Origin of the sequence: Burkholderia sp. AU45251 (assembly GCF_030482905.1) — a bacterium.
In the GTDB taxonomy this organism is placed as follows: Bacteria; Pseudomonadota; Gammaproteobacteria; order Burkholderiales; family Burkholderiaceae; genus Burkholderia; species Burkholderia aenigmatica.
In genome coordinates this window covers 90,559-102,643 of sequence record NZ_JAUJQH010000009.1, presented here as the reverse complement: position 1 = coordinate 102,643, position 12,085 = coordinate 90,559, and the positions used below count along the sequence as shown (strand labels likewise).

General features: G+C 67.0%; 14 protein-coding genes. 7 read left to right on the top strand and 7 right to left on the bottom strand.

Annotation, left to right across the window (positions count from 1 at the left end; all coding sequences use genetic code 11):
* Nucleotides 1-310: 310 nt before the first annotated feature.
* Genes rplM through erpA form a run of 4 tightly spaced genes read left to right on the top strand, consistent with a single transcriptional unit; the run spans nucleotide 311 to nucleotide 1,733 of the window.
* Nucleotides 311-739: a 50S ribosomal protein L13 gene (gene rplM / locus QZM67_RS19515; protein WP_009687896.1), complete on the top strand. Its 429-nt coding sequence runs from the start codon at nucleotides 311-313 to the stop codon at nucleotides 737-739.
* An 11-nt stretch (nucleotides 740-750) separates the two neighbouring features.
* The gene (gene rpsI / locus QZM67_RS19510; protein WP_006476904.1) at nucleotides 751-1,143 is read left to right on the top strand and encodes a 30S ribosomal protein S9; all 393 of its coding nucleotides are present in this window, start codon (nucleotides 751-753) and stop codon (nucleotides 1,141-1,143) included.
* Nucleotides 1,144-1,152: 9 nt separating this feature from the next.
* Nucleotides 1,153-1,341 carry a hypothetical protein gene (locus QZM67_RS19505; RefSeq protein ID WP_301805923.1) on the top strand — a complete coding sequence of 63 codons (189 nt, stop codon included), beginning with the start codon at nucleotides 1,153-1,155 and terminating at the stop codon, nucleotides 1,339-1,341.
* 20 nt (nucleotides 1,342-1,361) lie between these two features.
* Nucleotides 1,362-1,733 (top strand): iron-sulfur cluster insertion protein ErpA, encoded by a 372-nt coding sequence (gene erpA / locus QZM67_RS19500; protein ID WP_011350956.1) that lies wholly within the window; start codon nucleotides 1,362-1,364, stop codon nucleotides 1,731-1,733.
* A 113-nt stretch (nucleotides 1,734-1,846) separates the two neighbouring features.
* Here erpA and QZM67_RS19495 read toward each other — a convergent pair whose 3' ends face one another.
* The gene (locus QZM67_RS19495) at nucleotides 1,847-2,995 is read right to left on the bottom strand and encodes an anhydro-N-acetylmuramic acid kinase (protein ID WP_301805920.1); all 1,149 of its coding nucleotides are present in this window, start codon (nucleotides 2,993-2,995) and stop codon (nucleotides 1,847-1,849) included.
* Nucleotides 2,996-3,137: 142 nt separating this feature from the next.
* On the opposite strand from QZM67_RS19495, the gene tyrS reads away from it, so the two are divergent.
* From tyrS to QZM67_RS19480, 3 genes are read left to right on the top strand one after another with little or no spacing between them, the layout of a single operon-like run.
* Entirely contained in the window at nucleotides 3,138-4,379 is a 1,242-nt protein-coding gene (tyrS, locus tag QZM67_RS19490; protein ID WP_043191213.1) for a tyrosine--tRNA ligase, read from the top strand.
* Complete coding sequence (gene dtd / locus QZM67_RS19485; protein WP_301805916.1) at nucleotides 4,376-4,834, top strand: D-aminoacyl-tRNA deacylase; 459 nt, start codon at nucleotides 4,376-4,378, stop codon at nucleotides 4,832-4,834. The genes tyrS and dtd overlap by 4 nt, the downstream gene beginning before the upstream one ends.
* A gap of 23 nt (nucleotides 4,835-4,857) precedes the next feature.
* The gene (locus QZM67_RS19480; RefSeq protein ID WP_089449910.1) at nucleotides 4,858-5,520 is read left to right on the top strand and encodes a histidine phosphatase family protein; all 663 of its coding nucleotides are present in this window, start codon (nucleotides 4,858-4,860) and stop codon (nucleotides 5,518-5,520) included.
* Nucleotides 5,521-5,586: 66 nt separating this feature from the next.
* On the opposite strand, the gene QZM67_RS19475 is transcribed toward QZM67_RS19480, so the two are convergent.
* The 6 genes from QZM67_RS19475 to purH all read right to left on the bottom strand — a co-directional run bounded on the left by QZM67_RS19475 (nucleotide 5,587) and on the right by purH (nucleotide 12,050).
* Nucleotides 5,587-6,714, bottom strand: a complete 1,128-nt coding sequence (locus QZM67_RS19475; protein ID WP_175021633.1) for a ParB/Srx family N-terminal domain-containing protein — start codon at nucleotides 6,712-6,714, stop codon at nucleotides 5,587-5,589.
* A 152-nt stretch (nucleotides 6,715-6,866) separates the two neighbouring features.
* The gene (locus tag QZM67_RS19470; RefSeq protein ID WP_301805912.1) at nucleotides 6,867-7,820 is read right to left on the bottom strand and encodes an oxygenase MpaB family protein; all 954 of its coding nucleotides are present in this window, start codon (nucleotides 7,818-7,820) and stop codon (nucleotides 6,867-6,869) included.
* Nucleotides 7,821-7,844: 24 nt separating this feature from the next.
* Nucleotides 7,845-8,915, bottom strand: a complete 1,071-nt coding sequence (gene ruvB / locus QZM67_RS19465; RefSeq protein WP_011350963.1) for a Holliday junction branch migration DNA helicase RuvB — start codon at nucleotides 8,913-8,915, stop codon at nucleotides 7,845-7,847.
* A 119-nt stretch (nucleotides 8,916-9,034) separates the two neighbouring features.
* The gene (ruvA, locus tag QZM67_RS19460; RefSeq protein WP_043191206.1) at nucleotides 9,035-9,616 is read right to left on the bottom strand and encodes a Holliday junction branch migration protein RuvA; all 582 of its coding nucleotides are present in this window, start codon (nucleotides 9,614-9,616) and stop codon (nucleotides 9,035-9,037) included.
* Between the two features lie 174 nt (nucleotides 9,617-9,790).
* Nucleotides 9,791-10,333, bottom strand: a complete 543-nt coding sequence (gene ruvC / locus QZM67_RS19455) for a crossover junction endodeoxyribonuclease RuvC (protein WP_043191203.1) — start codon at nucleotides 10,331-10,333, stop codon at nucleotides 9,791-9,793.
* A gap of 151 nt (nucleotides 10,334-10,484) precedes the next feature.
* Nucleotides 10,485-12,050: a bifunctional phosphoribosylaminoimidazolecarboxamide formyltransferase/IMP cyclohydrolase gene (gene purH, locus QZM67_RS19450; protein ID WP_043191201.1), complete on the bottom strand. Its 1,566-nt coding sequence runs from the start codon at nucleotides 12,048-12,050 to the stop codon at nucleotides 10,485-10,487.
* Nucleotides 12,051-12,085: the final 35 nt, after the last annotated feature.

Genomic DNA, 12,085 nt, shown 5'->3' with positions numbered 1-12,085 from the left:
CTTGTTTGTTGTTTTCCAGATTCGGCCGGTCTGGCGCGGCAAGGTCATGTGCCGCGCGTCGATGGGTGCCTCCCCGGGCGCTCGGTTCGCCTGGCTTGTCGGGGCACGACCGGATTTTGGCCCATTTCGGCCGCCGTGGACACGGGACGTGGATTCCCTTTGACCGCGTTGCCGTATTTCCTTTATAATTCAGGGCTTTTCCGCATTCATGCCCACGGAAAAAGAACAGGGAGAGCCTGCACCGCGCCTTGAAGCGCACACAGACAAGCAGGAAGAACACATCGGGCAAAGCATTTTTTTTGGATCGATCATGAAGACGTTTTCCGCAAAAGCCCATGAGGTGACGCGCGAATGGTACGTGATTGACGCGACGGATAAGGTTCTCGGCCGTGTTGCCAGCGAAGTGGCACGCCGTCTGCGCGGCAAGCACAAGCCTGAGTTCACCCCGCACGTCGACACTGGTGATTTCATCATCATCATCAACGCAAGCAAGTTGAAAGTAACGGGCAACAAGACTCTGGACAAGAAGTACTACCGTCACTCGGGTTACCCGGGCGGCATCTATGAAACGACGTTCGGCAAGATGCAAGAACGCTTCCCGGGCCGCGCGCTCGAGAAAGCGGTCAAGGGCATGCTGCCGAAGGGCCCGCTCGGCTACGCGATGATCAAGAAGCTGAAGGTCTACGCTGAAGCTACGCATCCGCATTCGGCTCAACAGCCGAAGGCGCTCGAGATCTAAGGGGAGCCCACATGATCGGTAACTGGAACTACGGTACGGGCCGCCGCAAGAGCGCAGTCGCACGTGTCTTCATCAAGGCTGGCAAGGGCGACATCATCGTCAATGGCAAGCCCATCGCTGACTACTTCTCGCGCGAAACGTCGCTGATGATCGTGCGTCAACCGCTGGAACTCACGAACCACGGCCAAACGTTCGACATCAAGGTCAACGTCAACGGCGGCGGCGAAACGGGTCAGGCAGGTGCAGTGCGCCACGGCATCACCCGTGCACTGATCGACTACGATGCGACGCTGAAGCCGTCGCTGTCGAGCGCAGGCTTCGTAACGCGCGATGCACGTGAAGTCGAGCGTAAGAAGGTCGGTCTGCGCAAGGCACGCCGCGCCAAGCAGTTCTCGAAGCGTTAATTCCGCTTCATGGCTTCGCCGCTCTCGGGCGGCGTCTGCCCGAAAAACCGCCAGCTTTCGCGCTGGCGGTTTTTTTATGTCCGCTTCCAGGCGCGTGCTGCCGCGGCCCGCGCGGGCGTGTTTGATGAAATCGACAAGAACCTATTGATTTCATGGACTTCAGCACGATCTTCTGATCGGCCCTACAATAGCGGCTAAAGCTTTTTGGAGAGTTCGCAATGAACGCTGTTACCGAATCCGCAGCAACGACGGCCGAAATGCCGGTTCCGTTCGTCTTCACCGACGCCGCAGCCGACAAGGTCAAGCAACTGATCGACGAAGAGGGCAATCCCGACCTGAAGCTGCGCGTGTTCGTGCAGGGCGGCGGCTGCTCCGGCTTCCAGTATGGCTTCACGTTCGACGAGGAAGTCAACGAGGACGACACCGTGATGAACAAGAACGGCGTCCAGCTCCTGATCGACTCGATGAGCTACCAGTACCTGGTCGGCGCCGAAATCGACTACAAGGACGACCTCAACGGCGCCCAGTTCGTGATCAAGAACCCGAACGCGAGCACCACCTGCGGGTGCGGCTCGTCGTTCTCGGTCTGAGCGCACGATCGATCGTGTCCGGTTCGCCGGAATGAAAAACGGGGCTTCATGCCCCGTTTTTTTACGTCCGTGCGCAATGGCGATGCAACGCCCGCGTTGTGGCGGGTGTCGCGTCAACGCGGATAGAGCGCGCCCAGCACGCGGTTGCCGGCCGCACCCGTGACCGTCGCGAGATTGCCGGGCTGGCGCGCGGTGAAGCGGTACGCGAGCCAGGCGAACGCGAGCGCCTCGACCTGTTGAGGCGGCACGCCGAGCGCGGCCGTCGTATCGACCGTGGCCGCCACGCCGGCCACGTGCAGCGCGTGCCGGAGCGCGTCGAGCAGCACCGGATTGCGTGCGCCGCCGCCGCAGACGAACACGGCCTTGCAGCCCGCTGCGTGCTGCGCGATCTCGCGTGCGACCGACACGGCCGTCAGCGCGGTGAGGGTCGCCTGGACGTCCTGCGGCGCGAGTTGTGCGAACGCGGCGAGCTTCGCGTCGAGCCACGCCGGATTGAACAGGTCGCGTCCGGTGCTTTTCGGCGGCGGCGCAGTGAAATACGGCTCGTCGAGCAGCGCGTCGAGCAGCGGCGCGTGGACGGTGCCGCGCGCGGCGAACTTGCCGCCGTCGTCGTACGGCTTGCCGAGATGGCGGGTCGCCCATTCGTCGAGCAAAGCATTCGCGGGGCCGCAGTCGAAGCCGCGCACGTCGCCGCCTTCGCCGGGCAGGATCGTGATGTTGCTGATCCCGCCGAGATTGCAGACGACGCGCGTCTCGCCCGGCGCGCCGAATACCGTCGCATGGAAGGCCGGCGCGAGCGGCGCGCCGTGGCCGCCTGCTGCGACGTCGCGGCTGCGGAAATCGGCGATCACGTCGACCTGGGTCAGCTCGGCGAGCAGGGCGGGGTTGTTGATCTGCCGCGTATAGCCACGCTCGGGGCGATGGCGCACGGTCTGGCCGTGCACGCCGATCGCACGGATCTCGTCGCGCGACAGCCCGGCGGTGCGCTGCAATTCGTGGCAGCACACCGCGTAGCGCGTGACCAGCGCGTTCGCCGCGAGCGCTTCGCGGTCGATTTCATCGTCGCCCGGCTGCTGCAGCGCGAACAGCGCGTCGCGCAGCGATTGTGCGAAGCCGACGAACGCTTCCGCGAGCACGACCGGCGGCTTGCCGGCCTCGAAACGCGCGGCGACGCCATCGACGCCGTCCATGCTGGTTCCCGACATCAGCCCGAAGTAGATGCCGTCGGCCGGATGGGCGTTTGGCGGCTGTCGTTGCGGCACGTTGGGTTCTCCTGGATCGTGCGGCGCGGGCCGGTGCCGCGCGCCTTGCGCCCGATTATCCGCGCAACATGACGCGCCGTTAAGCGATGCGCGCGCAAGTTATGGGAAAATCCCTGCTTTTGCGACATTCTTCCTGGCACCGATGAGCACCGAACCCAGTTCCAAGCCTGTTTTCCCGATCACCGACGAAGTCCGGCATGCGCTCGCCGTCACGAAGCGCGGCGTCGACGAGCTGCTGGTCGAGGAAGAGTTCGCGCAGAAGCTCGCGCGCAGCGCGGCCACGGGCACGCCGCTTCGCATCAAGCTCGGCCTCGACCCGACTGCGCCTGACATCCACATCGGCCATACGGTCGTGCTGAACAAGATGCGTCAGCTGCAGGACCTCGGCCACACGGTGATCTTCCTGATCGGCGATTTCACGTCGCTGATCGGCGACCCGTCGGGCCGCAACGCGACGCGCCCGCCGCTCACGCGCGAGCAGATCGAATCGAACGCGAAGACCTACTTCGAGCAGGCCGCGCTCGTGCTCGATCGCGACAAGACCGAGATCCGCTACAACAGCGAATGGTCGATGCCGCTCGGCGCGGACGGGATGATCAAGCTCGCGTCGCGCTACACGGTTGCGCGGATCCTCGAGCGCGAGGATTTCACGAAGCGCTTCCAGGGCGGCGTGCCGATCTCGATCCACGAATTCCTGTACCCGCTGATGCAGGGCTACGACTCGGTCGCGCTGAACGCCGACCTCGAGCTCGGCGGTACCGACCAGAAGTTCAACCTGCTGGTCGGCCGCGAGTTGCAGAAGCAATACGGCCAGGAACAGCAGTGCATTCTCACGATGCCGCTGCTCGAAGGCCTCGACGGCGTCGAGAAAATGTCGAAGTCGAAGGGCAACTACGTCGGCATCAGCGAGCATCCGAACGACATGTTCGGCAAGCTGATGAGCATCTCGGACACGCTGATGTGGCGTTACTTCGAACTGCTGTCGTTCCGCCCGATGGACGAAATCGGCGGCTTCAAGCGCGAGATCGAAGGTGGCCGCAACCCGCGCGACTTCAAGGTGCTGCTCGCGCAGGAAATCGTCGCGCGCTTCCACTCGCAGGCCGACGCCGAGCGTGCGCTCGAGGATTTCAACCACCGTGCGAAGGGCGGCGTGCCGGACGATATCCCGTCGGTCACGCTCGCGGGCGCGCCGCTCGCGATCGGTCAACTGCTGAAGCAGGCCGGCCTCGTGCCGTCGACGAGCGAGGCGCTGCGCAACATCGAGCAGGGCGGCGTGAAGATCGACGGCGCGACCGTGTCGGACAAGGGCCTGAAGGTCGAAGCCGGCGAGTTCGTCGTGCAGGTCGGCAAGCGCCGCTTCGCACGTGTCACGCTGACCGCATGATCGCGCTGATCCAGCGCGTGAAGCGCGCCGACGTGCGCGTCGGCGATCGCACGACGGGCGAGATCGGCGCGGGCCTGCTCGCGCTGGTCTGCGCGGAGCGCGGCGACACCGACGCGGCAGCCGACAAGCTGCTGGCGAAGATGCTCGGCTATCGCGTGTTCAGCGACGCGGCCGGCAAGATGAACCTGCCGGTGTCGAATATCGACGGCGAGGGCCGCGCAGGCGGCCTGCTGCTCGTGTCGCAGTTCACGCTGGCGGCCGATACCAACAGCGGGCTGCGGCCGAGCTTCACGCCGGCCGCGCCGCCCGACGAGGGCGCGCGGCTGTTCGACTATTTCGTCGCGTCCGCGCGTGCGCGCCATCCGGTCGTCGAGACGGGCGAGTTCGGCGCCGACATGCAGGTGTCGCTCGTCAACGACGGCCCCGTGACGTTCTGGCTGCAAGTGCGGCCCTGATTCTTCCCCGGAGACGCGCCGCGATGGCCACCACGCAGATTCTTTTCATCCGCCATGGCGAGACGGCCTGGAATCGCATCAAGCGCATCCAGGGTCATATCGACATTCCGCTGGCCGAAACGGGCCTCGAGCAGGCGCAGCGGCTCGCCGTGCGGATCGCGCGCGAGGCGCGCGACGGCGCACGGCTCGATGCGATCTATTCGAGCGACCTGATGCGCGCGCAGCAGACCGCGCAGCCGTTCGCCGATGCGCTCGGGCTGTCGCCGCGGCTGCGGGAAGGGCTGCGCGAACGCTCGTACGGCCAGTTTCAGGGGCATGACAGCGCCGAGATCGAGACGCTGTTCCCCGACGCCTACGCGGCTTGGCAGACGCGCGACCCCGGTTTCGCGCCGGAGGGCGGCGAGTCGCAGCGCGAGTTCTATCACCGCGTGCTGCATGCGCTCGAACCGATCGTCGCCGAGCATCCGGGCGGCCGGATCGCGTGCGTTGCGCACGGCGGCGTGCTCGATTGCGTGTACCGGTTTGCGAACGGCATCGAACTGTCGGCGCCGCGCAATTATCAGCTGCTCAACACGAGCATCAACGTCGTCGATTACGTGGATGGCCGTGCGCAAGTCGTGCAGTGGGCCGACGTGTCGCACCTGGACGCGGCAAGCGACGACGACGGGTACCGCAAGGTGCTCTGAGCCAGCAGGCCCCGTCCGGCATCGCCGGCCGGGGCTCCCTTCCGGTGTGGTGCTGCCGCTTACGGTTTACTGCGGCAGCGCGTGGCGCGTCTTGTAGTCGAGCGCGTACGCGATCTTGCCGGGCTTGTCCGCCGCGATCGGCTGGCGCAGCTTGTCGAATTCCCCCTTGTTGTACTTCTTCCCGCCGTTGATCGCGTCCGCGCGCCCGAGGTCGGCGCCCGTCTTGCCGTCGATCACCGGATCGGTGGCCGCGACCATCCGCGTCGACGCATTCCAGACCGCGTTCAGGTAGCCCGTGTCGGCCTTCGCCGGATCGGGATCGGTTGCGCCGGCGCGCGTCAGATCATAGCCGGCGAGTGAGAACGTGCCCGGTTGTGCGCGCAGCCAGTCGGCCCAGTAGAACTCGAGGTAGTCGGTGGCCTGCGCGGGCTTGCTGTAGCCGATGTCGCGCGTGAAATAGACGAGCGAGCGGTAGCGGTCGTTCGTCATCCCGAGTTTCAGGCCGAGCCCGGTCGGCAGTTGCGCGGCCGTGATCGGCTTGCCTTCGCCGTTCTTGAGGCGCAGATAGCCGCGACTCTGCATCTGCTGCCAGAACGCGTCGCCCGAGTAGTCGCTGAGGTTGTCCTTGACGACGACGTGCACGTGCAGCGCCGGGCCGCCGTCGGGCGTCTCGTAGTAGGTCGACAGGCCGTGGTGGCCGTCGGTCAGGTACAGCGCATCGCCGTTCGGGCCGATCACGACCGGGTTCAGTACCGAGCGGTCGCGGGCGTTCCCGTCGGTCGTCGTGCACGTGTAGCTCGCGGGTTCGCGCAGCGCCGACCTGGCCGTGTAGCCGCTCGAAGCGACGCCGCCGAGGCCTTCGTCTGCGCAGAAGTCGTCGAACTTCTTGTCGGGCTGTAATTCGTAGCGGCCAAGCTTGTAGTAGATCTGGTCGTAGCCGATCGCGCCCTGCGTCGGATGGAGGTCGCCAAGCGTCACGTCGATCAGGTCGCCCGCGCGAGCGGCCTTCCACTTGCCCGGTTGCGGCGTGACGGTGGCGGGCGGCGTGGGAGCGGGCGCGGTCGGGGTACCGCCGGACGGCGTTTGCGCGTCCGAGCGCGCGACGGCAGTGACATCGTCGCCTCCGCAGGCGGTGAGGGCGAAGACGGTGGACAGGCTGGCGGCAAGGGCGAAACGGATCGGCAGGCGTGGCATCGCGGGCATCGGGTGTCGGTCGGGTTGGCGGGACACCGCGCGGGTCACGGACAGGCGGGACGTACGGCACGTGCGACCGTGCGCGGGTGCAAGCCCGTCAGCTTGTCACAGGTATTTGACAGTAAATTGAAATGATAAGAGGAAGCGAATCGTCAGGCAGGCGGCTTGCCGTCGGGCGGTGTCGCTGTGGCGCGCCGGCGCGCGCGCTTTGACGCGCCGTTCACGAGCGCCCAGCGCAGCACGGGTGCGACGACCCGTATGCCGGGCCGGACCACTGCGCGGCGCAGCGGCGCGAACGCGGCCACGCCGAGCATGCGCTGCGCCCACGGCGGCAGCAGGTCGATCCCGGCATGCATCACCAGCGACGCCGCCGGCCGCAGCGCGGGCCTCGCAACCGGCACGTTCAGCAGGATGGACATCACGTCGAAGGTGCGCGGCCCGGCCTCGAGCTCGGGCTGCATGCGCGCGAGATAGGCGGCCACATCGGCGCGCGAACGGGGCACCTCGTGCGCGCCGAGCAGCTCGGCGATCAATGCCGTTTCGGCGTAGTAGCGATCCTGCAACTCGCCCGGCAGCGCCGGATTGACGTAGCGCAGATGCGCAGCGAGGAAACTCGACACTTCCGCGACATGCACCCAGGTCAGCAACGCCGGATCGTCGGCGCGGTACGGCCGGCCATCCGGCGCGGTGCCCGAGATGTGCGCGTGGATCGATTTCACGCGCTCGATCAGCGCGAGTGCGTCCGCGCGGCTGCCGAACGTCGTACCGGTGATGAATGTGGCGGTGCGCCGCAAGCGGCCCAGGATGTCGGTGCGAAACGACGAGTGATCCCAGACACCCGCGAGCGCGAGCGGATGGAGCGCCTGCAGCAGTAGCGCGGCGATGCCGCCTGTCATCATCGACGTGAAGTCGGCATGCACGCGCCAGCAGACGGCGTCGGGGCCGAACAGCCCCGGGTCTCCCGGCGGCGAAGAGAGGTCGAGCGACGGGCCGCCGCCGCCCGCCGTCAGGTGCGTGACGCCGGCCACGAGCCGCTTGCGGATCGGCTCGGCCCAGCGCGGGCCCGGTGCGGGTGTGGCGGGGTGGCGGGTGGGCGGCGTCGTCATGGTGGGTGCGGCTCGGGCGACGGGTTACTTCCCGTCGGGGGTATCCCACTCGCCGCGTTCGGTGCGGCCGGTGTCCGGCACGGAAAGCCCGAAGTGGCGATAGGTGAGCAGCGTCGCGACGCGCCCGCGCGGCGTGCGCTGCAGGAAGCCCTGCTGGATCAGGTACGGCTCGAGTACGTCCTCGATCGTGTCGCGCTCTTCGCCGATCGCTGCGGCGAGGTTGTCGATGCCGACCGGGCCGCCGTCGAACTTGTACAGGATCGCCTCGAGCAGCTTGCGGTCCATCAGGTCGAAGCCGACCGGATCGACGTCGAGCATCGCGAGCGCGGCATCGGCGACGGCCGCGGTGATCTGGCCGTCGGCCTTCACTTCCGCGAAGTCGCGCACGCGGCGCAGCAGCCGGTTTGCAATCCGCGGCGTGCCGCGCGAGCGCTTCGCGATTTCGAGCGCGCCGTTCGGATCGATCTGCGCGTTCAGCAGCGACGCCGAGCGCCGCACGATGCGCGACAGTTGCTCGGCGTCGTAGAACTCGAGGCGCGCGACGATCCCGAAGCGATCGCGCAGCGGGTTGGTCAGCATCCCGGCGCGGGTGGTCGCGCCGACCAGCGTGAACGGCTGCAGGTCGAGCTTCACGCTGCGCGCGGCCGGGCCTTCGCCGATCATGATGTCGATCTGGTAATCCTCGAGTGCCGGATACAGGATTTCCTCGACGACCGGCGACAGCCGGTGGATCTCGTCGATGAACAGCACGTCGTTCGCCTCGAGGTTGGTCAGCAGCGCGGCGAGATCGCCCGCGCGCTCGAGCACGGGGCCCGACGTCTGGCGCAGGTTCACGCCCATCTCCCGCGCGATGATGTGCGCGAGCGTCGTCTTGCCGAGGCCCGGCGGCCCGAACAGCAGCACGTGGTCGAGCGGCTCGGAGCGGCGCTTGGCGGCTTCAATGAAGATCTCGAGCTGGCCGCGCACCTTTTCCTGGCCGACGTAGTCGTCGAGCTGGCGCGGCCGCAGCGCACGTTCGAACACCTCCTCGTGCGACGAGGCGGGCGTGGCGGCGATGATCCGCTGCTCGGTGGCGAGTTTGTCGGTTTCAATCATGCGGCCATTGTACCGCGCGCCGCTGTCCCGCCCACCTGGCCGAACGGCCGACTGGCGAGCGTCGCGCAGCCGCGCGACACTGGCTTCGACGCACCGATTGGCGGCGCGTCATGCGGGCGTTACACCTTCGACAGCGCCTTCAGTGCGAGCTTGATGCCTTCCGATACACCGGTGCCGGCCGGCACGTTCTTGATCGCGGCGAGGCCTTCCTTTTCGGAATAGCCGAGCGCGAGCAGCGCGTTGAGGATGTCGGTCGCATGGTCGGACGGCGACGCGGCGCCGGCGAGCGCACCGAGATCGGCGCCGAGCTTGCCCTTCAGTTCGAGCAGCAGGCGCTCGGCCGTCTTCTTGCCGATGCCGGGCAGGCGCGTGAGGCGTGCGGCGTCCTGCATCGTCACGGCCTGCGCGAGTTCCTGCACGCTCATGCCGGACAGCACGGCGAGCGCCATGCGCGCGCCGATGCCGGTGATCTTCAGCAGCTCGCGGAAGGTCGTGCGCTCCTGCGGCGTCAGGAAGCCGTACAGCAGGTGCGCGTCCTCGCGGATGATCTGCTGCGTGAGCAGCACGATGCGCTCGCCCGTTTGCGGCAGGTTGTAGAAGGTGCTCATCGGCACGTCGATTTCATAGCCGACGCCGTTGCAGTCGACGAGCAGGTGAGGCGGGTTCTTTTCGAGCAGGATGCCGGCGATGCGACCGATCATGGATGGCTTGGTGCGAGGAAGAAAGCGCGAGTGTAGCGCACGTGCGGCGCTATGCCGACGGGATCGGCCGTCTGGCCGAAGCGATACGTGCCGCGCATACGTTGTGCGAGGCTGGAATGGCCGGCGCGGTCGAAAGCGGTCGCCCGGTGCGCCAGGCGATGGCGTGCGCCAGCGTTAGCCGACCAGCCGCCCGCGTCGCACGCGCAGCCCTTTCTTCGCGAGCGCCGGCGCGAGGCCGCCGAGCGTGCTGAGCGTGTTGCCGCCGTGGGCGTGGCAGATCGCCATGCCGAGCGCGTCGGCCGCGTCGGAGCCCGGTTGTCCGGAGAGGTTGAGCAGCCGCGTGACCATTTCCTGCATCTGCGTCTTGGTCGCGCGGCCGTAGCCGACCACGGCCTGCTTCAACTGCAGCGCGGTGTATTCGGCCACCGGCAGGCCTCCCGCGACGAGGCCGCAGATCGCGGCGCCGCGCGCCTGGCCGAGCAGCAGCGTCGACTGCGGGTTCACGTTGACGAACACTTTTTCGATCGCGGACTGGTCGGGGGCGTGCTCGCGCACGATGGTCGAGACGCCCTGGAAGATCGTGCCGAGCCGGGTGGCCAGGTCGGCGGTCGGCGTGCGGATCACGCCGCTCGCGACATAGGCGAGCCGGTGGCCGCTGACGTCGATGACGCCGAAGCCGGTGACGCGCAGGCCGGGGTCGATGCCGAGAATTCGCATGGGTAAGGAGAGAAGCCTGATGCAGCGATACTACAACGAATGGTGCGGTGCGCTGGCCGCACGGTTGCGTACGAGGGCGCCGCGCAATAAAAAACCCGGCGGGTGCGATGCCGCCGGGTTGTCGAGCAGCGGCCGCGCGGGCCGCAGGCGATCAGTGACGGAAGTGGCGCACGCCCGTCAGGATCATCGCGATGTTGTGCTCGTCGGCTGCGGCGATCACTTCGTCATCACGCATCGAGCCGCCCGGCTGGATCACGCAGGTCGCGCCGGCTGCCACGACGACGTCGAGGCCGTCGCGGAACGGGAAGAACGCATCCGATGCCACGGCCGAGCCGGCCAGCGTCAGGCCCGCGTTCTGCGCCTTGATGCTCGCGATGCGCGCGGAATCGACGCGGCTCATCTGGCCTGCACCGACGCCAAGCGTCATGCCGTTGCCGCAGAACACGATCGCGTTCGACTTCACGTACTTCGCGACACGCCATGCGAACAGCAGGTCGTCCATTTCCTTCGGCGTCGGGTGGCGCTTCGTGACGACACGCAGTTCGTGCGGCTGCACGTTCTTCGAGTCGAGCGACTGCACGAGCAGGCCGCCGCCCACGCGCTTCAGGTCGAATGCGTTGTGGCCGTCACCCAGTGCGATTTCGAGCAGGCGCACGTTCTGCTTCGCGGCGAACACTTGCTTCGCGGCGTCGGAGAACGACGGGGCGATCAGCACTTCGACGAACTGCTTCGCGACAGCCTGGGCCGCCGTTTCGTCGACTTCGCGGTTGAACGCGATGATGCCGCCGAACGCCGAGGTCGGGTCGGTCTGGAACGCCTTTGCGTACGCGTCGGCCGAATCGTTGCCGACCGCGACGCCGCACGGGTTCGCATGCTTGATGATCACGCAGGCCGGTGCGTCGAACGTCTTCACGCATTCCCACGCCGCGTCCGAATCCGCGATGTTGTTGTACGACAGTTCCTTGCCCTGCAGCTGGCGGTAGTTCGCGAGCGCGCCGGCCGGCGTCGTGAGGTCGCGGTAGAACGCCGCGCTCTGGTGCGGGTTCTCGCCGTAGCGCAGGTCCTGCACCTTGTCGAACGCCATGTTCAGCGTCGCCGGGTACGCGCTGCGCGATGCGTGCTTCAGCTCGTCGGTCAGGCTCGTCAGGTAGTTCGTGATCGCGCCGTCGTATTGCGCGGTGTGCGCGAACACCTTCGTCGCGAGGCGGAAGTTGGTCGGGTAGCCGACCGTGTTGCCGTTCGCCTTCATTTCATCGAGCACGACCGAGTAATCGGCCGGATCGACGACGACCGTCACGTCGCGGTGGTTCTTCGCGGCCGAGCGCAGCATCGTCGGGCCGCCGATGTCGATGTTCTCGATCGCGTCGGCGAGCGTGCAGTCGTCCTTCGCGATCGTCGCGACGAACGGATACAGGTTCACGACCAGCAGGTCGATCGTCGGGATGCCGTGCTGCTCCAGCGCCTGCATGTGCTCGGGCAGGTCGCGGCGGGCCAGGATGCCGCCGTGCACCTTCGGGTGGAGCGTCTTCACGCGCCCATCGAGCATTTCCGGGAAGCCCGTGTAATCGGCCACTTCGGTAACGGGCAGGCCCGCGTCGGCGAGCAGTTTCGCGGTGCCGCCGGTCGACAGCAGCTTGACGCCGAGGTCGGACAGCGACTTCGCGAAGTCGACGATGCCGGTCTTGTCGGAAACGGAAATGAGCGCTTGCTTGATCATGATGGAACCACCAATAGCCAGGGAAACGGGGACGG